Annotated in this window: 24 protein-coding genes; 8 read left to right on the top strand and 16 right to left on the bottom strand. The window is 32.2% G+C overall.

The genetic code is table 11. The annotated features are described in order from the left end of the window. Nucleotides 1–4: 4 nt before the first annotated feature. Complete coding sequence (locus NADRNF5_RS05940) at nucleotides 5–1,276, top strand: dicarboxylate/amino acid:cation symporter (protein WP_048116202.1); 1,272 nt, start codon at nucleotides 5–7, stop codon at nucleotides 1,274–1,276. Between the two features lie 56 nt (nucleotides 1,277–1,332). Here NADRNF5_RS05940 and NADRNF5_RS05935 read toward each other — a convergent pair whose 3' ends face one another. Then, nucleotides 1,333–1,881 (bottom strand): hypothetical protein, encoded by a 549-nt coding sequence (locus tag NADRNF5_RS05935; protein ID WP_048116201.1) that lies wholly within the window; start codon nucleotides 1,879–1,881, stop codon nucleotides 1,333–1,335. Between the two features lie 37 nt (nucleotides 1,882–1,918). Continuing rightward, nucleotides 1,919–2,041: a hypothetical protein gene (locus NADRNF5_RS11785; RefSeq protein ID WP_257719690.1), complete on the bottom strand. Its 123-nt coding sequence runs from the start codon at nucleotides 2,039–2,041 to the stop codon at nucleotides 1,919–1,921. A 123-nt stretch (nucleotides 2,042–2,164) separates the two neighbouring features. Here NADRNF5_RS11785 and NADRNF5_RS11355 point away from each other — a divergent pair, with 123 nt between their 5' ends. Continuing rightward, complete coding sequence (locus NADRNF5_RS11355) at nucleotides 2,165–2,311, top strand: hypothetical protein (RefSeq protein ID WP_192828298.1); 147 nt, start codon at nucleotides 2,165–2,167, stop codon at nucleotides 2,309–2,311. Between the two features lie 279 nt (nucleotides 2,312–2,590). Here the strand turns inward: NADRNF5_RS11355 and NADRNF5_RS05930 are convergent, their stop codons facing one another. The 3 genes from NADRNF5_RS05930 to NADRNF5_RS05920 all read right to left on the bottom strand — a co-directional run bounded on the left by NADRNF5_RS05930 (nucleotide 2,591) and on the right by NADRNF5_RS05920 (nucleotide 5,567). Continuing rightward, on the bottom strand, nucleotides 2,591–3,985 hold the full coding sequence (locus NADRNF5_RS05930; protein ID WP_048116200.1) for a hydroxymethylglutaryl-CoA synthase family protein: 1,395 nt from the start codon (nucleotides 3,983–3,985) through the stop codon (nucleotides 2,591–2,593). Nucleotides 3,986–4,089: 104 nt separating this feature from the next. Next, nucleotides 4,090–4,800, bottom strand: coding sequence for a DsbA family protein (locus NADRNF5_RS05925; protein WP_048116199.1), 711 nt, complete (start codon nucleotides 4,798–4,800; stop codon nucleotides 4,090–4,092). A gap of 47 nt (nucleotides 4,801–4,847) precedes the next feature. Then, nucleotides 4,848–5,567, bottom strand: coding sequence for a hypothetical protein (locus tag NADRNF5_RS05920; protein ID WP_048116198.1), 720 nt, complete (start codon nucleotides 5,565–5,567; stop codon nucleotides 4,848–4,850). 70 nt (nucleotides 5,568–5,637) lie between these two features. On the opposite strand from NADRNF5_RS05920, the gene NADRNF5_RS05915 reads away from it, so the two are divergent. Further along, the gene (locus NADRNF5_RS05915) at nucleotides 5,638–6,591 is read left to right on the top strand and encodes a TackOD1 domain-containing metal-binding protein (RefSeq protein WP_048116197.1); all 954 of its coding nucleotides are present in this window, start codon (nucleotides 5,638–5,640) and stop codon (nucleotides 6,589–6,591) included. On the opposite strand, the gene NADRNF5_RS05910 is transcribed toward NADRNF5_RS05915, so the two are convergent. Genes NADRNF5_RS05910 through NADRNF5_RS05900 form a run of 3 tightly spaced genes read right to left on the bottom strand, consistent with a single transcriptional unit; the run spans nucleotide 6,581 to nucleotide 11,158 of the window. Beyond that, entirely contained in the window at nucleotides 6,581–7,924 is a 1,344-nt protein-coding gene (locus NADRNF5_RS05910) for a polysaccharide deacetylase family protein (protein WP_052661893.1), read from the bottom strand. The two genes, NADRNF5_RS05915 and NADRNF5_RS05910, sit on opposite strands and share 11 nt — an antisense overlap. Continuing rightward, a complete protein-coding gene (locus tag NADRNF5_RS05905; RefSeq protein WP_148313077.1) occupies nucleotides 7,918–9,315 on the bottom strand; it encodes a polysaccharide deacetylase family protein in 1,398 nt (465 codons plus the stop codon). The genes NADRNF5_RS05910 and NADRNF5_RS05905 overlap by 7 nt, the downstream gene beginning before the upstream one ends. 4 nt (nucleotides 9,316–9,319) lie before the next feature. Next, complete coding sequence (locus tag NADRNF5_RS05900; protein ID WP_048116196.1) at nucleotides 9,320–11,158, bottom strand: glycosyltransferase family 2 protein; 1,839 nt, start codon at nucleotides 11,156–11,158, stop codon at nucleotides 9,320–9,322. 184 nt (nucleotides 11,159–11,342) lie between these two features. Here NADRNF5_RS05900 and NADRNF5_RS05895 point away from each other — a divergent pair, with 184 nt between their 5' ends. Further along, the gene (locus NADRNF5_RS05895) at nucleotides 11,343–11,642 is read left to right on the top strand and encodes a hypothetical protein (protein WP_048116195.1); all 300 of its coding nucleotides are present in this window, start codon (nucleotides 11,343–11,345) and stop codon (nucleotides 11,640–11,642) included. 53 nt (nucleotides 11,643–11,695) lie between these two features. After that, nucleotides 11,696–12,745 carry a type II glyceraldehyde-3-phosphate dehydrogenase gene (locus NADRNF5_RS05890; RefSeq protein ID WP_048116194.1) on the top strand — a complete coding sequence of 350 codons (1,050 nt, stop codon included), beginning with the start codon at nucleotides 11,696–11,698 and terminating at the stop codon, nucleotides 12,743–12,745. A gap of 1 nt (nucleotide 12,746) precedes the next feature. On the opposite strand, the gene NADRNF5_RS05885 is transcribed toward NADRNF5_RS05890, so the two are convergent. Next, nucleotides 12,747–14,000 carry a hemolysin family protein gene (locus NADRNF5_RS05885; protein WP_048116193.1) on the bottom strand — a complete coding sequence of 418 codons (1,254 nt, stop codon included), beginning with the start codon at nucleotides 13,998–14,000 and terminating at the stop codon, nucleotides 12,747–12,749. Between the two features lie 147 nt (nucleotides 14,001–14,147). Beyond that, nucleotides 14,148–15,485 carry a threonine synthase gene (thrC, locus tag NADRNF5_RS05880; RefSeq protein ID WP_048116192.1) on the bottom strand — a complete coding sequence of 446 codons (1,338 nt, stop codon included), beginning with the start codon at nucleotides 15,483–15,485 and terminating at the stop codon, nucleotides 14,148–14,150. 146 nt (nucleotides 15,486–15,631) lie between these two features. On the opposite strand from thrC, the gene NADRNF5_RS05875 reads away from it, so the two are divergent. Continuing rightward, entirely contained in the window at nucleotides 15,632–15,964 is a 333-nt protein-coding gene (locus NADRNF5_RS05875) for a hypothetical protein (protein WP_237089213.1), read from the top strand. A gap of 301 nt (nucleotides 15,965–16,265) precedes the next feature. On the opposite strand, the gene NADRNF5_RS05870 is transcribed toward NADRNF5_RS05875, so the two are convergent. Further along, nucleotides 16,266–16,583 carry a hypothetical protein gene (locus tag NADRNF5_RS05870; protein ID WP_048116190.1) on the bottom strand — a complete coding sequence of 106 codons (318 nt, stop codon included), beginning with the start codon at nucleotides 16,581–16,583 and terminating at the stop codon, nucleotides 16,266–16,268. A 101-nt stretch (nucleotides 16,584–16,684) separates the two neighbouring features. On the opposite strand from NADRNF5_RS05870, the gene NADRNF5_RS05865 reads away from it, so the two are divergent. Further along, nucleotides 16,685–17,422: a hypothetical protein gene (locus tag NADRNF5_RS05865; RefSeq protein WP_048116189.1), complete on the top strand. Its 738-nt coding sequence runs from the start codon at nucleotides 16,685–16,687 to the stop codon at nucleotides 17,420–17,422. A 12-nt stretch (nucleotides 17,423–17,434) separates the two neighbouring features. On the opposite strand, the gene NADRNF5_RS05860 is transcribed toward NADRNF5_RS05865, so the two are convergent. From NADRNF5_RS05860 to NADRNF5_RS05850, 3 genes are all read right to left on the bottom strand, one after another. After that, nucleotides 17,435–17,932: a pentapeptide repeat-containing protein gene (locus NADRNF5_RS05860; RefSeq protein ID WP_048116188.1), complete on the bottom strand. Its 498-nt coding sequence runs from the start codon at nucleotides 17,930–17,932 to the stop codon at nucleotides 17,435–17,437. A gap of 62 nt (nucleotides 17,933–17,994) precedes the next feature. Next, on the bottom strand, nucleotides 17,995–18,447 hold the full coding sequence (locus NADRNF5_RS05855; protein WP_048116187.1) for a hypothetical protein: 453 nt from the start codon (nucleotides 18,445–18,447) through the stop codon (nucleotides 17,995–17,997). A gap of 47 nt (nucleotides 18,448–18,494) precedes the next feature. Beyond that, nucleotides 18,495–19,061 (bottom strand): PDDEXK family nuclease, encoded by a 567-nt coding sequence (locus NADRNF5_RS05850; protein WP_192828297.1) that lies wholly within the window; start codon nucleotides 19,059–19,061, stop codon nucleotides 18,495–18,497. 457 nt (nucleotides 19,062–19,518) lie between these two features. Here NADRNF5_RS05850 and NADRNF5_RS05840 point away from each other — a divergent pair, with 457 nt between their 5' ends. Then, the gene (locus NADRNF5_RS05840; protein ID WP_048116184.1) at nucleotides 19,519–20,346 is read left to right on the top strand and encodes a hypothetical protein; all 828 of its coding nucleotides are present in this window, start codon (nucleotides 19,519–19,521) and stop codon (nucleotides 20,344–20,346) included. Here the strand turns inward: NADRNF5_RS05840 and NADRNF5_RS05835 are convergent. Together NADRNF5_RS05835 and NADRNF5_RS05830 are read right to left on the bottom strand one after the other, a co-directional pair. Next, nucleotides 20,339–20,647: a PhlB family protein gene (locus tag NADRNF5_RS05835; RefSeq protein WP_048116183.1), complete on the bottom strand. Its 309-nt coding sequence runs from the start codon at nucleotides 20,645–20,647 to the stop codon at nucleotides 20,339–20,341. The two genes, NADRNF5_RS05840 and NADRNF5_RS05835, sit on opposite strands and share 8 nt — an antisense overlap. Next, entirely contained in the window at nucleotides 20,644–21,753 is a 1,110-nt protein-coding gene (locus NADRNF5_RS05830; protein WP_048119200.1) for a thiolase family protein, read from the bottom strand. The genes NADRNF5_RS05835 and NADRNF5_RS05830 overlap by 4 nt, the downstream gene beginning before the upstream one ends. Nucleotide 21,754: the final 1 nt, after the last annotated feature.

Below are 21,754 nucleotides of genomic sequence, written 5' to 3'. Positions count from 1 at the left end.
TAAAATGTCATTTAAGAATTATATTTTCAAAAATTTGTGGATTCAAGTAATACTTTCTTTGCTCATTGGATTAGGAGTTGGATTGATTTTAGGCGAGGATGTTGGTGTTGGCCTAAACGATGACGCATTAGATTCTTTATCATCTTATCTCAAAATTCCTGCTAACATATTTTTGAGTATAATTTTGATGATTATCGTTCCGTTAATTTTCACATCAATTGTAGTGGCTATTACTAATTTAGGAGCAAAAGATAAACTAAAAACTCTTGGATTGGGAATTGCCACATATTTTGTAATTACTACGACAATTGCAATACTTGTAGCAGTATCGCTTGCATCAATTATAGCGCCTGGAAGTATTTTAGATCTTACTGCGTTACAAGAAACACATGACCTTTCCGATGATGAATTGAAAGTTACAGAAGGTTTTTCGTTAGATGACATCCCAAATGTAGTGTCCAACATTATTCCAAAAAATCCAATTTCCTCATATCTTGAAGGGCAGATGTTTAGCATTTTGATAATGGCGCTCATTGTAGGATTATCAATGGCAGTCCTTCCAAAAGAATCTGTCAAACCTCTACTGGATGTATTGGAATCAATTCAAAAAATAACATTGCACATTTTACTAATTTCTATGAAGATTGTACCATTTGCAGTTTTTGGGTTGATAGTTGGTATGGTTGCCACGGTTGGAATTGAAACCATGGTTGGATTAGGGGCATATATGGGAACAGTTGTTCTTGGTCTTGGTATTATGTTGTTGGTATATGCATTGATCTTAAAGTTTGTTGCAAAGAGACCTATATCTTCTACATTCTCAAAATTTCGTAATCCGCAAACTTTAGCTTTTTCAACAGCAAGCTCAATGGCAACAATGCCTATGACATTAAAGACTGCTGAAGAGGATCTTAAGATAGACACAAGAGTTTCAAAATTTGTAATTCCACTTGGAACTACTGTGAATATGGATGGTACTGCCTTGTATCAAGTAATAGCTGTCTTCTTTTTGGCACAGCTTTTTGCTATTGAATTGAGTATGCTATCTATATTGGTTATAATAATAACCTCGCTTTTGGCATCTATTGGAACTCCTGCTGTGCCAGGAGCTGGTGTAATTGTTTTGTCTACGATACTCATAACAGTTGGAATCCCACCTGTTGGAATTTTATTATTGCTTTCTGTTGATAGAATTTTAGATATGATTAGAACTATGGTAAATGTCACAGGTGATCTTACGGCTAGTTGTGTGTTTGATAAACTAACACGGGATTAGATATTCTAATAAATTTTCTGGGAAGATACTGTCTTTGTATATTGAATTCTAGTTAATCATATCCGTAGTATTTTGAATTTACTTGTACCGCTCACATTGGTAAACTGTGCAATTTCATAGATGATTTTCCTAAAAGAGTTGTTTTCTTTAGACAAAAGAAATGATTTTTTTGTGACTGGTATGTTTTCTGATAATATCACCCAAATGTTTTCCTTTTCATGTTGAATTTTTTCCAATTCTGTTATTTTATCATTAATTACTTTGAGGTCTGAAGATTTTGGTATACAAATTACTAGTGATTTTTTTTGATCTTTTTCTAATGTTTTGATGTCTGGAATTACAATGTCTAACTCAATCTCTTTGTGATTTACCTTTCTTTGGCTTGCAATTAGTGCATTTGTTAATAAATAATGAAGTAACCCTGTTGCCAAAACTCCAACTGCTTCATCTTTTTCATCCATTTCAATTATTTTATCATAACAATTATCTATGATATCATCAATTATCAAATCAAATTTTTTCTCAGACATTAAATTTGGAATTGATTCTGAGTTTTCTATATAATGAAATATGTAATCCTTGATGGGGTTTGATTCATCTGACATTGTATTGTATTTCTTAAAAATTCACTTGTATTTGGATTTACCCTGAAATTAATTCTATTTTTCCAATAGGGTGTTGTGATAGATCATTATGAATTGCGGCAATTGGCTTTTCTTTGAAAGTCAAATCACATCTGTAGCATTTCCATGCAGTTGAATTCATGAATTTCCTATGGCGTTTGTCATAATAAGCAAGTGTTTGTACAATAAAACAAATGAAATATCGAGATTGACATCTATTTTACCCATCACATGCTTAATTTAACGCCTAGATAGGTTTTGAACATTGAATAGAATTGGTGATAAGAGGCATCAGGAACTTCTTAAACAAAAAAAAGAATTGGAAGAAAACCGTCCCCATGATATTGATGCAATGAGGGGATGGAAGCATTCTATGAGTAAAATTTTGCAAGAATTGGAATTATTCAAGTAACAACACGCTTAAGTCAATACAAAATTTAGGTTACCATGAACTGTCATCAAAAAAGTGAAGCACATGTTTGAAGATTTTCCAAGCATACTAAGATGCGTAGGTGTCTAAAATGCAAATCCAAAATTCCTATTACTAAAGAGGAATTTGAACAAAAATGGGGAATCAAAAAACCCGTAATCAAATAGACTGTTTTTTTAATTCGGTGAAAACTCTATTTTTCATCATTATGGTGTGTTTTTAAAACCTGTTTTGAGAAATTTGAAATTATTTTTAGAAAATTTATTCATTAAAGATGTAGCGTCTTTCGCCTCTGGATTCTTTATCTGTATTCACATTAACTAGTACAAACTCTTTTTTTGAATGAACCATTGATTCTTCAGGAAGTAGTTTGTTTTCATGTAGTTCTTCGTATTCCTCCCATGTCAATTTCTTTCTATCTCCAATCTCTGCTTCTAAATTCATGTCTTTTACAATCTCTTTGTATTCTGGTTGAATAACTCCGCTGAATACCATTGCACTACTTCCACTTCCATAAGATCCAAATCCTACTCTTTTTGATTCTAAATCAATTCCTTTTTGGAATTCATATTCTAAACTACTCCTAAATCCTAAATACAATGAGGCAGTATACAAATTTCCAATCATACTTGATGCGATTAATGAGCTTGACAGTTTTGATTCATACACTTCTTGATACTCTTGAGTTTTTGTAAAGAGTTTTGTAAATTCATGATCTTTTGCCATAAACTCTTCATCAGCTAAAACTGATTCAATCGTACCGCGTGGATCTTTGGGTCTTGGCTCCTCTACTCCTATCTCTTGTAGGATTCTCTTCCATCTTGGTAGTTGACGCCATTCATGTCTAACCAAATATGCTAATGCTTTCTTTCCCATGTTACTATATGGCAAATGCATGTGGATGTAATCCATATGATCTAAAATTGTTTCGCCGGGTTCTATTTTGATTAATCCTGTTGAGATTACTTTTTTCTTGTATGCTTCTAATGCTTTTCTGACTTGAATCATGTATAGTAAATTAGAATATTGTCCATGTACAATCGGTGTTTCTTTTCCAAATGGTCTGTAAAAATCATATTCATCTTTAATCGATGTTGCAGTAACTTTAGGATCAAATGCTAATAAACGTGGTTTGTCATTAAGCAGCATCACTACTGATCCTGCACCCTGAGTCATTTCTCCACTAGAACCCATGTCATATTTTGCAATATCTGAGACTACTACTAGTGCATGCTTTCCTTCAGCTTCTCCGGCTCTAATCCAATTTGTATTGTCATAAAGCGCATATGAGCCACTAACACATGCAAATTTTGTTTCAACTCCGCCACAGTGCTCAAAAGCACCTTGACCATAAACTTGCTCAAGCATTCCGATAACATATGAGTTCATTGCTTTTGATTCGTCAAATGCAGATTCTGTTGAAACATACAATCTGCCAATATCTTCAGGAGAGAGTTTATTTTTTTGCATTATTCTTAAACATGCATTTGCTGCCAAGCATGCAGGGTCTTGATTTGCATCAACAATTGCCATTTGAGATACCCCTAGACCTTTTTGCAATTTTACTGGGTCTAGACCTCTAGCTTTTGCAAAATCAGCTGCATCAATATACAATCTTGGTATGTATATTGCAATATCGTCAATACCAGCTGCCATAAGCTTCGCTCCGATATTTCATTAATAAGGTTATTGTGTAAATTCTAACTAACTAGGAACGAAATTTTCCTAATTTTATGAAATATTTATTAAATATTTGATCGCTATTTTGATTTTTCTAGTTCTATTTCAAAAATATTTTCAAAAACTTCAAAAGGCTGAGCTCCAAAAATACGCGTGGTTTTTCCATCAGGACCAATTACAAAGAATGCTGGAGTTCCTGTTAATTCAAGATGTCTTGCATCTTCATTACTTGCAAGAATTACTTGTGAATGTTTTTGATCATTCATGCATTCAGACCACTCATTCATGTCTAACCCAATTTCTTGTGCAAACTTTACAAGATTATCTGATGATGCCCATCCGTTATTCTCCCCTGTCCAGTTTGAATACAAAATATCATGATATTCCCAAAACAAGTTTTGATCATTTGCACAATGAGCACCATGAGATGCTGCAACTGAATCTGGGCCAATGATGTTGTAATCTTTGAAAATCATTCGAACTTTACCTGTATCAACATAATTTTCTAATATACTGCCTTCTGTTGTATGAAAAAACACATTACAGAAATGACACTGATAATCTCCAAATTCCACTAGTGTTACTGGAGCATTTACATCACCAAGAATTGGTGAGCCATTTGACAAAAATGTATTCATTGTAATTTTTGCCGGTCCTGATTCTTGAATTTGAGGGGTTGGTTCTAATGTTAATTCTGACTGATTAGTAATTCCTTGAAATCCTAAAAATACTACAATAATTACTACTGATGCAATTATTGCCCCTATTCCAAGTGATGGACCGTGTATCAATAAAAAAATAAAATTTCTGACACATTTAGTCTTTTGTGATATCTTGATTATGATGATTTTCCGTCATCGGATGGTTCTCCTAAACTAAATACTTGTAATAATTTGGATGATTTTGAATTTTCACTTTCTGCAGTAATAGTTACTGTTAGTGTCTCTCTTTTAGAATTCTCTGGAATAAAATATTCTGTCTGGAAAAGACCATTTTCATTTGTAATTCCACTGGAGGAGAAAATTTCTTGATTGTCTTCATTTACTATGGTTACTCCGATGTTTATATTTTGAATATGTCCATAATTCTGATAAAAATCATTTAGCTTGTTTTGTTTTTTGTCAAAAATTTTGATATCTAACTTTACAAATTTTTCTGAATAAACCCTTTGAGTGTATTGAACCAAAATTGCAAGATCATCTTGTTTTTCAACAGTGTTTTGAGTTTCAATAGTTTTTTCTATGAAACTTAGACTCACAAATTTACCATTAATGAAAATAATTCCTTTTGTGTCTGTTTTTTCATCGATTATTCTTGAGTATGTGATATATGGAAATCCTTCAATCGTCAGACCCGATATCCTAACTATATTCCCACCAAAAAACTCTCTAATCTCCACATCACTGCTTATCTGGAATTGACTTTCTGCAGTGCTGATTTCTCCTGTCTGTAAAAACAAGATATCGCTTAAGAGATCTACCTGTCCATAGACATTATCTATTGAAATCATGGCGATTGACAAAATTAGTAATATTGGTAAAATTGCATAATTTTTCATTACTATGTCGAATCTAAAGGATCATTATTTTATAAACAATTATTATCATTATTACTAATCGGAAATCATTATGCCGCCAAAAAATCATATAGTTATTGTAGAAGACAGTCCTGCCATTGGCTTTCTTTTAAAAAATTATCTTGAAAAATTAGGTTATCATCAGATCCATACGTGTGATACTGGCGCTGTTGCCATGGCTACCATAAGTGATTTGATTTCTCAAAAGCAAGCTCCTATAGTATTACTTGATTATATGCTACCTGATATGGATGCACATTCATTGTTGACTCAAATTTTGGAAAAGCAACCAGACATTAGAGTAATTTTAGAGACAGCTACTGAAAAAAGTGACGAAGGAATCAAAGATCTAATTCGTCTTGGTGTTTGTCATTATATTGAAAAACCAATTAGATTTGAAAATTTAAAATCTGTTCTCGTTACAATTGAAAAAGAAAACTCCTTCTTCACAAATGATTCTGAGACTTTGACTGATTCTAAACCTAATAATGATGCTTCTTTATCCATTGAAGAGAAAATTGAACGCGCCTTAATCATGGTAAAACAAGCAAGTGTAAGTAAAATTGAAGACATGGTTGACAAAAATGATTCTACTGTACAAAAACATCTTGAAAAGTTAGAAAATGATGGAAAAATAATTACTATAGATGAAATAAAAGAGATTACGTGTAACAGTTGTAATTCTACTGACACTGAACAAAGATTTTTTTGTCCTTCTTGTAAAAGTTCAAATTTCAAATTAGGAAAATTAATTGAACATTATGACTGTGGAAATATTTCTGATGAAAATTCATACGAAAAAGATCTGTGTCCTAATTGTAAAAAGGAAATTAAAGCATTGGGAGTTGATCACAGAGTAATGCAAAACCATTACATCTGCAATGATTGTAATGAATTTCATGCAGATCTATCTATGGAATATGTTTGCTTAAAGTGTGATAATAAATTTCCACTTGAGAAATGCAAATGGAAAACAAGTAAAATCTACAAAGTTGTTAATATGTAATAATTCCGTTTTTAACTAAATATTCTATCCCTTGAACAAATGTGCTATCATCTATTGTGCCTTCTGCCCACCAGCCTGCATTATTTTTTATCCATTCAGGAACTGTTTTAGAGTCTGTTTGTGTTTGAGATTTTTCTGAAACTTTGATAATTCCGTTTTTAACTAAATATTCTATCCCTTGAACAAATGTGCTATCATCTATTGTGCCTTCTGCCCACCAGCCTGCATTATTTTTTATCCATTCTGGTACTAGGATTATTAGATTTGAATTTATTTTTCCAATAGTCACTATTTTGTAGCCATTATCTTTGAATTCTTTGATTAATTTTTCTAAATCAATAATTTGTTCTTGGTTAACTGAATTTGCATATGTTGAATTTGTTATCGTTGAAAATTCTTGTGGGTGAATAGAAATCACTGCAAATCCATAATTACTAATACCTTGTTCGGACTCGGCAATAATAATATCGTTTGAAATTCTTTCAAAAGTATTTGATGTTGGATTATATTTCCCAGTTGATGTTATCTGTGGAAACCTGTAGAATTCTTGATTTTTAAATTCGAATGGAGGTTCATCTCCATTAGTTAAACTAGAACTGATGTGTGTAATGTTATTTTCTTTTAATATGTCGAATGTATCTTCATTGAATTTGTTGTTAGGTGGTAGGAATACATGTGGTCTGATATCTAAAATTGATTCAATCCTATCAAGGGATTCTTTAAGATTTTCACTTTGTTCTATTTTATCATAATTTGTAAATGGATTTAATCCAATTCCCCTGCTTGCTATTTCTAAATACCCTTCATTATTTTTAGTAGAATTCACAATATACTCTGTAATTTTTTGATCATTACCAAAAGCGTTTGCAATAATTCCAATTGTCAACGGAGTTTTATTTTCAATAAATGTCTCCATGATGCTAATTTGAACATTGTTCAGCCAATAATCTTGAACATCATCCAATCTAAATGCGATACACTTGCATGAGTCAATTTTTTCTTCTACAGGTATTTTTTCTGTTGGATCTTCATCAATTTCTATCTCTGTATTTCCTATTTGTTCCGATGTTTGGTTTTGATTAATTTTGGCAGTTTTTGGAATTACTTCTGTTATTTTTACTAGTTTAGCGTCTAATTGAGATACTTCGTCTAACAGTAATCTTAATTCTGTGAGTGATTTTTGATTGGGACTGCTATATTCCCCTGCTTCATTTAGAGAAAATTCTTGTGGGTGCATCATGATTATGGCATATCCTTTATCGTCGATGTTTTGAATTATTTCTTCTTTGATGTGATCTTTTTCTTGTAATTTCCAATTTACATCATCTAACAAAACGCCAGTTTCTGTAATTGCTGGAACATTAAAAAAATGTCATCTATATTTTGTGTTTTGGCATCTCGATCAATATGTGAATTTATGTGTGTAAACCCGTTTCTTTTTAGAATGTTTACGGTGTTTTCATTATAGAGGTTTTGAGGAGGAATGAAAGCTTTTGGGGTGACTCCGAACACTTCGAATATTTTATTATTCGTCATTACTATATTATCCTCTTGAATCTTTTCATCAAAATTTGTTAGTGCATCATTATTCCAACTATGATTTACAATCTCTATGTTGTTATTAGCCAAATTTTCTTTTAATACTGAAACAATTCTTTCATCTCCTCCAATTAAATTCCCTATCACTCCAACTGATAATGGTATTTTTTTTTCTGCAAACAAATTAATTATTTCTATTTGAGCGTCTGCTAACCAATAGTCTTGAACATCATCTAGTCTAAAAGATATACAGTTGCATGAGTAGAATGGTTTTTCTTTCTTTAAAACTTGCTCCGAATTTTTAAAAATACTAAACTTATTTGAATCTCCAATTATTTGGATATTGTTTTGTGGCCATAATTTGTCATCTATTTTTTTGTCTGAATTTATTTTAACTGTGTAGGCTCCCGTTTTTAGGTTTGAAAACTGTGCATCTCCTCTAAAACTTAGATTGGATGAAGCTACTTGATTTTGATTTTTATCTAATAACACTACTTGGTAATCCCCATCTTTCGAGGTAATTTTTTTAGAACCATCAAAGAGATTAATGGTGATTAAATCTTCGACTATTTCTGAAATATTGGTGACTATTTTTTGATCAACTGCAAGCCCTGATTGGACTTTAATTGGAAAATAAGATGTGAGGAATATCTCATCCAAGTACACATCTGCAATGTAATAATCTCCCTCTTTGGTAGTTGATTGAATCCAATATCTTGTTGTTTCACCTAGATCATTTGTGACATCTCTTGCTAATTCTGAATTATCTGGCGATTTCAGAATTAATGTGGCCCCCTCAATTGGAGTTTCCCCGTTTTTATAAAATACTTCAAATTGAATTCCACCAGATATTGGAATCGATATTACGACTTTTTTAGAAGTATTTCCAAGTTGTATGTATTCGACATCTCCGAATATTCCATTTGTATAAACTTCAATTTTATATCTGTGATTTTCTGGAACCGTGATGACATCTGGATTGCTACTCATATTTTTTTCTAAAAGAGGTTCTTTGTTAAAGTCTTGATAAACTATTAATTTCATTCCATTAAAATCTGCTCTGTCTCCATTGGTATATTTTATTTCTACTTCGATTGTTTCTGATTCTTCAGCAAGAGCACTATCGACATAATTTACAGATAGTAAAACTGAAAAAATTATGCTAAAAATAATTACTTTATTCATCAAATCAAATCCCTACTCTTTTTGCACTTGTCCACGTTGCTTTTTTATTTCGTAATTGCTCTATTATTGCTTTTAGTAGTAGTGCATCTATAATCTGTTTGAATCCAAATACTAGAAACCCTGCATGCAATAACAACTTTGGATCCTCATCATCAATTCTAATTGCTAACGCTGTCATTAGATAATGTACTACTGTAAAAATTAGTGATATTTGGAGAACGTACAACCAATCCCCTAAAACAACCCCTAAAATTGCATTTATGGCAGAAGTGAATCCTATGATTGGGGTAATCACCATTCCTAAAAACAAATACGGTAGCGATAATCTTTGTAAATATCCAAATCTAGGATTGGTTAAAGCATCTGCATGTCGTTTTAACACCTGCATGTTTCCACGATACCATCTTTTTCTTTGTGCAAAAAAATCCTTGAAAGTATTTGGTGCTTCAGTATAAGCAGTAGCTTTTGAACTACCTTGCGTAATTAACCCTGCTTTCAATAATTTTATGGTTTGATCAAAGTCTTCTACAATTGTATCCTTTCCATAGGCACCAGCTTCTGTCAAATATGATTTCTTAAACGCACCCAAAGCCCCTGGAACTATTGTGATTGATCCAAATACATCAAAAGCTCTTCGGACAATCTGAATTCCAGTAATGTATTCTAATGCTTGGCATTTTGTTAACCAATTTACCTTATTTCTGACTTTGATATTGCCTGCTACAGCTGCAACATGCTCATTAACTTGGAAACCTTTTACAATTTCTTTTAATGAATGTCGTCCAATTATTGTATCAGCATCAACAATCACAACAATTTCCCCTGTAGAGTAAACTATTCCATAATTAAGTGCAGATGCCTTTCCTCCGTTTTCTTTATGCAGAACTTTGATTTTGTCTTTGAATTGATTTGCAATTGTTAATGTTTTATCTGTACTTCCATCATCTACAAAAATTATTTCTTTTTTAGGATATTTCGTCTCTATCATTGCTTCAATTGTATGTTGAATTACTTTTTCTTCGTTATATGCAGGAATTATTATGCTGATTTTTGGATATGATTTGATTTCTTCTTGAGTATCTTCACGATATTTACTCAAAACTGCCATTGGTACGAATAACATTGTAGACCAAAATGTAATCGTCATTGCCCAAAGTAGAATAATTCTTACTGGTGATTCCAGTAAAGTATATCCTTCATATGCAATCAATGTGGCAATTAAAAATGGAGAACCTAACAAAAATAATAAAAATACTGATGGCGTTTTACTTGCGTAAACATTCTTAGAAAATAACTTTCCGCTTGCACCGATCATATGATATACCGTAATTGCTCCTCCTAATCCCATTGCTATCATGCTTATTGGTCCCAGTAGGAAAAATACAGAACCAATCAAAACCATAAAAATCGCTGCAGTTAGAAGTATTGAGATTGGATCAATTCGCTTTTGAGATTTTTTACTTGATTCACTTTGTTCTGAATTCCGCCTTTCATATTTTTCAACTTCTAAAACTGGTTGAATGCAATTTGCATGGTGCCATTTTTTTTTATATCTGATTGACTTTTCAATGAATTTAATTTCTTTATCACATGTTGTACATTTTATCAAATTTGGATTTAGGAAAACCGTCTTGTCTTTTTTAGGTATTTTTTTTACATGTTTTGATCCTTTTATTTTTCCTGAAATATTTATGCCTAAATGATTTTTTAGGTATTCTTTATCTGAATTTGAAATTTCTTTATTTTTGTTTACGACTCTGATTAGGTATCTGTTTCTTTCTGGATCTCCTTTTGATGATTTTATAGCATCTACTAGTTTTTTTATTAATAAAATTCTGTCCAATGTTAATTGTTGTTAATCTTTGAATTATGATTATATGTGATTTAGTCATCAAAACTTTCCTTTCGGTCTACTTTTTTACCATGCCTGATTCCTTCTAAAATTAATAATGTTTTGCCATGCCTGATTCTTATTTTTTAATCATAACCGTAATGAACATACACTAGTGAATTAGACCTTCATTACAATGATTTCATTTGAAACTAGAATTCTTGATGAATTTAAAATTAAAAAAGCAAAAATTGATACCTTGTCAAACTATATTCTTAATCACAAAGATCCAAAAAATATTGAGGCAAAAGAGGCTTCAGAATTTCTGGATGTTTTGATTGATGAGATCGACAAATTCTATGTTTTACATAGTGATATTTTATCAAAAAATGGGAAAAAACCTCATCCACGTTCACTTTTACCTGATAACAAAAAATGGAATGAAAATGTGGAGATTTTTTATGAGAAAAATCCGCGCAGACGACCTAGAAAATAAAATCGTAATATCCTTGAACTAATCTAAATAAAAGGGTCAAACATAGCGCAATTATGAATAAAGTCTTTGTTAATGGATATGGTTCCATTGGCAGTAGAATCACTTCATTTCTAAAGGACGATCCTGAGATAATGGTTGTTGGAGTAGGCAAATACTCTCCTGATGAAAAAGTAGACGTTGCAATTTCAAAAGGACTTGATGTGTACGTTCCAGCTAACAAGATAACCTCTTTTTCAAATTATAAAATTGCAGGTACTATTGCATCAGCTTTAGATAGTTGTGACTTGGTAATTGATGCTGCCCCTGGTGGTTATGGTTATAAAAATAAAGTAAATCTCTATGAACCAAAAAACATTCCTGCAATTTATCAAGGCGGTGAATCAATTATCGGAGATGAATCTGTTTCTGATTTATTGTTTAATTCAAGAGTAAATTATGATCAAGCCATAGGTAAACAGCATGTTATGCAAGGAAGTTGTAATGTCACTGGGATGGGTAGAATTTTAGAGCCACTGCGTGCCAAATTTGGAGATAAACTAATTCGTTTTGATGTAACTTTGATAAGACGCTGGGCTGATATCGAGCAAACAGAAAAAGATGTTGTCGATACAATAGAAATGTCTGAAAAACCTCATCATGGTGATGATGTGAAGATGTATTTTGGAAAAGATACACCACTTTATGTTAGGGCAATCAAGGTGCCAACAAGACAAATGCATTTACACATTATGGATATTAGATTCAATGATCTTGCTCCCAAACCCTCTGAAATTCACGAACTTTTTACAAACGAATTTGGTGTTGCGACTATATGGACTGCAAAAGGAACAAAAGATATTCGAGATTATGCACAAAGCATGGGCTTTAATTTTACTGACACAAACATGATTCACATTCATGCAAATATGACCACGTCTATTGGGGATACTGTTCAAATGATGTATTCTGATGATCAAACAGGCATAGTTATTCCTGAAAATCATATGCTTTTACAAGCAATGTTGTTTGGAAGATCTTATGAGGAATCATTTGCTCATACTGAATCAATTTTTCATATGAAAGAAAAAAAGCAGAAATTGCAAGAGCGTTTTGCTCAAAAATAAATTATTGTTTAATACGTTCTATTCTAATTTTTTCAGGTAGATTCTTTACAACTTTTTCAACTATTATGCGCACCTTTCCTATTTCTAATTTGTCTCCTTCTTGAGGTATGTCTTGTAATTTCTCATGCAGTAATCCATTTAGTGTACTGTAATCATCCCCTTCGGGTAAATCAGATTTGAAAATCTCATTAATTTTTTCAATTTCAATTTCCCCTGTTGTGATTATCGTATCTTTGTCTATAGAATGATAATTGATTACTTGGGGGGAATCTGTTTCATCCTCTATATCTCCAAGAATTTCTTCAATAAGATCTTCTAGGGTCACTAAACCTTCCACTCCACCATGTTCATCTATTACTATTGCCATGTGTGTTTTCCTACCCTTCATCTCTCTTAGTAATGCAGTAACCATTTTTTCTTGAGATACAAAAACAGGCTTTCTTGAAATCTGTTCTAATGTTTTCATCTTATTATCTGATTCAAGCTCTCTTAACACGTCCCTCACATGAACAAATCCTACGATATCATCATGTGTTTCACCATAGATTGGAATTCTGGAATGTGCATTTTGATTGATTATTGGTAAAGCTTCAAACAACAGCATTTTTGCAGGAAGTGACTGCATTTTCATTCTTGGAGTCATAACGGCACGAATTACTGTGTCATCAAATTCTAGTGCTCTGTGCACTAAATCTCTTTCTTGACTTTCTAATGCTTCATCTCTATGCCCTTGATCAATTATTCCTTTGATTTCTTTTTCAGTTAGTGCTGGTGGGTGATAATCACTTCCAGTAATTCTGATCATTACACGGGTTATTCTCTCCAATGTCCATACTACTGGGTATGTGGCATAACTAAACAATAGTAGAATTCCACTTGAGCGAAGTGCAACTTTGGTTGCATTGGCATTACAATATGTTTTTGGAGTAACTTCACCAAAAATTATTATTAAAAATGTCATAATTCCAACTGCGATACCTAGACCACTATCTCCAAATAATTTAATGGCAACTACAGTAGCTAAAGCAGATGAACCGATGTTTACTAAATTATTTCCAAGATTTACAGCTGACATCATCCAGCCTGGATTTGATTTGAGTTTTTGAAGGGCTTTGGAACCTCGTCTTTTCTCCTTAACTAGTTGTTCTACTGTAGCTTGACTCGTTCCAACTAATGATACTTCTAAACCACTAAAAAAACCAGATAGTCCTATTAGTCCTGCTAATGCGGCAAGCTCCACCCAAAGTTCTACCATTTTATTGTCCTCACGAATATTTTAGAAATACACGAATTACTCATTTAGTTATTTTGCACCATCTTTTGGTTGTATTATTTGTGTAACGCATGGATTTAACTCTTGATATGTCAAAAACTAAATTAATATTTGAACTAATTTGCCGGCTTAATTTTTTGGCGGTATTGCAAAAAGATTATTTGGATTTTGATGATATTCTACTGGCAGCATGGCATCTTTTTGTCTACCTGTGAGAATGCCTACAACAACATCATCTTTTTTGATAATCTCTTCACCAATGAGTTTCTTTATTCCAACTACTGATGCTCCAGATGCCATCTCACAATCAAATCCGTTTAACCCAACTACAGACATTCCATCGAGCATCTCAGAATCTGAAACTGTGGTTGCTACGCCATTTGTAAACTCTAAGGCACGTAAACCTTTCAAAATATTTGCGGGTCTTCCGATTTGAATTGCAGTTGCTTTAGTTTTCGGTCTAATACCTTCTTTATCTAAATGATCATAATATCTAGAAATTAATTCCATGTTGGGTTTTCCTTTATTCCATCTAAGCTCTTCATTTTCAAATTTACCGTTATACAAATCTGATAATGTACTTGCCCCATCTGAATTGATCACAGCAATTCTTGGAATTTTTTTAATCCAACCCCATTCATACAATTCCATTAGTGCTTTTCCACAACTTGATGTGTTTCCCAAAGCTCCTCCAGGATAAACAATCCAGTCGGGAGATTCCCAGTTGAGATATTCTAGTGCTCTAAATGGAATTGTTTTTTGACCTTCAATTCTAAATGGATTAATTGAGTTTACAGTATATCCTTCATGATTTTGGGCATCATCTAATGACTGCTTTAATGCATCATCAAAATTACCATCCACTTGTAAAATTTGAGCTCCGAATTGATATGCTTGGCTAAGCTTTCCTGGTGCAATCTGTCCTGATGGGATGTATACATCACAATTAATCCCTTCATTTGCAGCAAACATTCCTGCAGATGCAGAAGTGTTTCCAGTTGATGCACAGACAATTTTTTTTGCACCCACCATCTTTGCATGTGTAACTGCTGTTACCATCCCGTTATCTTTGAATGATCCACTTGGATTGTATCCTTCTGGCTGTAACCATAAATTTTTAGTTGAAATTCCTATGAATTCTGCAGCTTTTGACATTTGATATGGCTTTGATTGTCTTCCCTCTGCCCCATCTAATGAAACTAAATACTTTGAACATTCCTCAAGATTTTCAGTGTCTATTTGACAAAAATTCAGTAACTCTCTAAATCTCCATACTCCACTTTCATTAAAAATACTGCCTTCAGAATTTCGTCTTTTGTAAAATACTTCTTTTAAATCTGTTGACGGTTTATTTTTATATTTTACATCTAGCAGGTGACCCTCTGTACATTGTACATTTGTACTCTTAATTGGATATTCTAAACCACATTGAGGATCAATACATTTTAGATACGCATCTCCCTGCATTGTCATTTCAAATAATTTGTGATAATTTAAAGCAAATGTGTAACTTTTAGACCCGTAAAGCTATTTTTCCTAAACTTTAGATTGGATACAAATTACAAGTATTTGTGGTAACCTACAACGATCATCTCAAGAGTATCCTGATTCAAATGCTTGAATCTTACAATCACCTCAATGAAATTCAAGACAAGCCAGGAGATCTACAAAATCTTAAAAAAGAAATGCTAAAAATTAATGGGTTTCTTAAAGTGATTACAAATAAAATAGATGCTGAAAAAATCACATCATCTGATTTTAAACCATTAAAATCAAAATTTCGGCAATATTTACAAAATTATTCTTTTGAGCAAGAAATTGAAACAATGGTTCCTCTCTATTCTGAGGATATTCATAGAATTAAAAACATGAGATTAAAAATTCTAGAAGCACTAGAAGATAAAAAAATGATTGTTGATACAGAAAGGCTGATGGAGAAATTATGACTGCTGGAAAAAAATGTATCTTATGTGGATGCAAAGATCATAAATTATTTGGGTGTTCCAGACACGTTTCAAAAAAATGTAGTTGCTATAAAGAACAAGATTGATGTTAAGATCTATTATTTTCTTTTAGGGCCTGACCTTTCATGAAAATTCAAACAACATTTGCATTCTTTTTCACGACACTCTGATTCACTATGATGACCACAAATACCGCATTCACAGCTTTTTGACATAACTAAAATTATCTGATTTAGAATATAATTTATCCCCCAAATTTTTATGAGTTTATAGTCAAATGAGACTATTTTTTAGATTTTGATTTTTTAGCCGGTTTTTCTTTTGCTTCTAATTCTTTTTTAATTTCGTCTGCTTTATTATCTACGGCTTTAATGATTTCTTGAATTAATCCGTCCAGATCACTATCTTCTGCTGGGGGTTCTACTGTGCTTGCTATCTCGTTAATAGTATTTGAAATTTCAGAACTAACGTCTTCAAAACTTTCAGGATCTTCATATGCTGCATTATATAGTGATTTTAGGTTATTTACATGCCCAATTACTTGTTCTGTTAACACTATTTTGTAGTCTGTTCCGTTAACATCGAACTCTTTTGAACTCATGATGTTTTTCAAATTCTTTTGTTTATAATGTTTTTCAGGTGTTCAAAACTAAAATAATGAATATCTAGGAAATTTATAGAATAGTGTCATGTCATAATTAATTGACTGCTGACAAGATCCTTCCAAAAGATATTGATTCTGATTATAGTTTACCTGGCCGTCTGGAAGAAAGTAATTTGGATATCTTTGTCTCAGAAGAAATTCCGGCAAAATCAAATGCCAAGATATTTTTTTCAATTATGTTGATTTTCATTACTGTTTCGTCTGGATTCTACTTGTTTTATTTTGCAAATCAGACAGATATTGATTCACAAATTATTGAAAATACTCTAAATTTAACCCCTGAACAAATACTGGTTAATCAATACAATGTTGGCACATATGGAAGCGAACACGCCCATGCGGCAATTGCAGTAATAGTAGATGATACTAAACTAAATTTCGGTCTTCCACAATTTCAACTCTCAAGTAAATACATTCACTTTGAAAATGACAATCCATATCTTATTCATAAACATGCAACAAATGTTCCTCTTGCAATGCTTTTTTCATCATTTGGTATGGAATTAACTTCAGATTGCATAATTTTAAAAAATAACGAATCCAGTAAAAACAAAAAATTTTGTGCAAAAGAAAATCATTCATTGTTTTTCTATGTAAATGGGGTGGAATACACTTCAGACATCAGAGAATATGTTTTTCAGCATAATGATAGAATTTTGATATCTTTGGGGGATGAAGGATTAATATCAAAGCACCTAAAGCATTTGGAGTCTCTGGAAATCTTTGATATCCCTAAAAAGACTCCTGAAAACTCTGAAAAAGCCATAACGATATAGTGGGATTATGTTTTACCATAACCTACCATTCTTTTTTAATACTGATTTTGCACTATCTGAAATTGTAGATAGTGTCTGTAAATCATAATTTGTATTTGTAAAACTGGCTGAAGTGAAAATTGCCCCTTCAAAGTTTGTATGTCTGAGATTAACTCCGCTCAAATCTGCATTGCTCAAATCTGCATTTCTTAAATCAGAATAAAATAAATCTGCTCCATTAATGTCTGCCCCTCCAAGATTTACTCCATACATTTCTGCATCCCATATTTTTGCATTAGATAGATTGACCCCTCTCATATCTGCACCTCTTAATTTTACATAAAACAGAATGGATTCACTTAGGTTAGCTTCCCTCAAATCAGTACAACTCAAATCTGCACTATGAATATCTCTATTTTTTAAATTCACCCCTCGCATGTTGGAATCAGATAAGTTTTTTCCAATCAAATCCTCATAATCAAAATTTACTTTGGTGAGATTTCTTTTACGAAAAACATCGGACGAGTTCATGATAAATTAAAATAAAAAACCACACATTTGAATTTTCATAAATTTTTTAATTTACTATTAAATTAAAAAACGATATAATCTAATGCAGCAGCATCGCTGATTAATCGTGTATGCATTGATCCTACTACATAACCATTTTTTACATCACTTGCAGGAATCCATCTGTTTGTTGATGTATAATGTCTTTTTTCAGCTAATTCTCTTTCTATAGATTCTATATCAAATTCACCTTCTTCAACTTGTTGTGTTGTTAGATGCTTAATTGTAACAAGTATTTTTGTAACTTTAACACGATCACCAAATTTCCATTTTGATGGAGGGGTTTCATCAGATACTTCGAGCACTTTAATTTTCATTTGCTTATTTCCAAATGCATCATGACTAATCAGTATCCTTTCATCAGTAAACTCTTCAAAACTTACACGGGAATTCACTTCTGCATCAGATACTGTCTCAAGTAGTGAATCGGAACTAATTTCATTTGATTCTATGTCAGCTTTTTCTTCAGACAACATGTTTAGTTGCGTCTTATCCTTAAAAAACGATTTGTAGTAATGTGCGATTAGGCACTAGTTCTTTGTTTTGTCTTAAAAGGCATTTTGCATTCATTTAGGAACAACTCTTTTCTTTTACCATCAATCTTTGCAAAAAATTTCCCATCATAAGTGCATACGCAATCAGATATTTCCAAGGATTCGTCCCAAATTTTAAAGAATTCCCTTAATTCTCTGCTTTCGTATTTTCCTATATCGATCCTTTTTTTCGATAGAAATTTGAACGCCAAAATCACATTTCTTTTTTTATAAATATCAAAAGTCTTAATCCATGACAAGCACCTTTCAATTTGATCTGCAGGTACTGGTAATGATGTACTAGTTCCTGATTTTGCCTCTATTGTAAAAATTGTGCTGTTATCCGTGTTTACTGCCAGAACGTCAGGTAATGCAATACTTGGTGAACCTAGTCGAAACGCTTTCCAGTTATCTGTATTATTAAATCGCTTTACAATGGTATCCTCCCATTGATATCCTCGTTGCCTTCTAGTTCTAGCAGCTTTTTGATTATTTGTTGCTTTATCCGCTGTAGTTTTTTGCTGTGTAATTGTAAATGATGGTATTTTTCTTCTCATGTTCATATTGTTCTGAATATAGATATAGAAAAGAAGGTAATTACATAATAACTCAATAAAATATCAGATTCAGGTCATTTTCATATCAACATTTTTAAAAAATACAAAACAATTTGAAATGATTCAGCAATGAATTTCGGTGGCTATTGTATTACAATGATTTTGAAGTCATCGAACATTTTAATCCATAAATACGCCTAATTGTTAGATTAATCGCTGACAGAAATAATTATTGAAAAATTATTCGAACAACGTGATTTTTATCTAAACACCATCAAACATTTAGAATTTCAATTAATAATGGATCCTACGGATGATGAAATTAAACAAAATGAACAATTAAAAATTACGACCATCAATGAAATTAAAAAAGTGGAAGATGAAATTCGATTAATTTTATCAAAAAACCACTCAAACACACAATGAGTTTATCTGTATCCTTAATTTTAGAAAAACAATGTTGGATAAAATTACATCGAATTTAATTAAAATTAAACAAGAATTTGCAAAAAATTATACTGGTAGTGCTCACATTCAAGAGTTAATACCTTCTTTACCTTCTAGTGAATTTCCTCTAGATGAAAATAATTTGAAATCCCTTCATGATTTTGCAGACAAAAATCCCATTTACTTTAATTCATTTGAACAAGAAATTTCGGGAGTTCAATGTACAATTTATGAAGGTGATATTAACGAATATTGGCTAAACAGCATCAAACATGGTACCAGCTGTCAGCCTTTCTACCCTACATGGATAATGTCTGCTTATATCATGGCATGTTTTGCAAAACATTTGGGATATACTGAATTAGTCGATATTGGTTCAGGTGATGGACGGATTGCTTTTTGTGGAACTCTTTTGAGTCTAGTCACACATAGTATTGAAATTGATGATGTGCTAGTAGAATTACAGGGAAAAATTTGCACATTAACAAATCAGAATTTTAATCCAAAATGCACAGATGCTTTAGAATTTGATTATTCTCAAATCAAATTGACTCATCCGATATTTTTCATAGGAGGTCTACCTCAAATGGGTGGTGATATTTTGGCCACAAATATTATTGATAGGATCAATTCTATTTCTGATCTAAAACACAACACAGGTTTAGTTTTTGCTGGGACACATTCTAAAAGGCAATTATCGGGTAATTTAGCAAATGGTGGATGGAGCACACTTATTGAAAAACATCATCTTGATGTGACAAACTCTGTTTCACTTCCAACAGTTTGGACATTTGATCAAAAGATTGAAACTCCATACATCTATACAAAATTCAAGTAACTTCAAAAAAATAATTTCCTTTTGAAATTCCAGATTTCAGTATTTTTACCATTTGTCCAACCTTGGGAATATTTGTCATTTTAGCCATCACTCTAATTTGATTTTCAAATTCAACTATGCAAAAATATTCTTCGTCTTTTCGTGAAAATTCAATTATTTTTCCTTCAGATATTTTTTTCCTAAGTACAATTTCCCCAAAACACTGATTGCAAAATTCGGATGGAGGCCAAATAATTATTGAACATTTGACGCATTCTGGAATGTAAAAACTACCTTGAGATAATTCTGATTCAAAACTCATTTTTCTAACACCAATACTGTTGAGGATGTAGCTGCGGCTGACATGTTGTGAACTAATCCCACATTGGCATTATCTACCTGACGTTTATTGGCATTAGATTGTAATTGTTGGGTGATTTCTATTGTTTGAGCAATACCTGTTGCTCCAAGTGGATGTCCTGAACCAATCAGTCCTCCTCTAGGATTGATTTTAAAATTATTTGTATCATGTAATTCTTTAATGGTATCGATACCTTTTCCGGGTTTTGCAAATCCCAGTGATTCTAATGCCATTGGTTCACACACAGAGAATGCATCGTGAATTTCTGCAGTATCTATATCCGAAATTTTTCTATTTGCCATTTTTAATGCAGTATCGCCTGCCAATTTTGTTGACTCCATAGAACTCAATGACATATTTTTAGTAAAGCCTGCAGAAATTGTTTTTTGACCAATCCCTGTTATCCATACAGGCTGTTCTGTGTTTTCTTTTACAATATCTTCTGAGGCAAGGATTATTGATGCACTGCCTGTGCATGGTCTTGAGCAATCCAATAGCCTTATGTCGTCTGTTAATTTTTTAGAATTTATTACATCATCTATTGAATATGTTTTAGAAGACATTGCATTTGGATTTTCTTTTGCTTGTTTGTGATTTTTAACTGGCACAACTGCCAAATCTTCATTTGAAATTGAGAATTCTCTTTTGTAGGATTTTGTAAAAATTGATGCCCAGTAAATTGGATGCTTGTATTCCCCTCTTGAATTATCCCATTCTAATATTTGTCCGGGACTGTCGTATCTTTCTGCACCGGAGATTAGAACCATATCTGCCAAACCTGAGGATATGTATGAATATGCAGAAACTATTGAATTTGTGCCTGAATTACATAAACTTTCAATTGAATGTGCAATTTTTGGCTGAATCCCCATCATTTCTGATAAAACGGGAGACAGATATTTTGCATTATTGTTTGTAGATACTAAAACTGCATCTATATCATTTCGATCAACACTTGAATTATTTTCAAAAAGATTTTTTACCGATTTGAGTAAAACCGTTTCTATTTTTTGATCCTCTTTTGTAAAAGGTGTTATGCCATATGATATTATTCCTACTTTTTTCATT

It is taken from the genome of Nitrosopumilus adriaticus (assembly GCF_000956175.1).
Taxonomy (GTDB): domain Archaea; phylum Thermoproteota; class Nitrososphaeria; order Nitrososphaerales; family Nitrosopumilaceae; genus Nitrosopumilus; species Nitrosopumilus adriaticus.
This window is presented reverse-complemented; position numbering and strand designations above follow the sequence as displayed.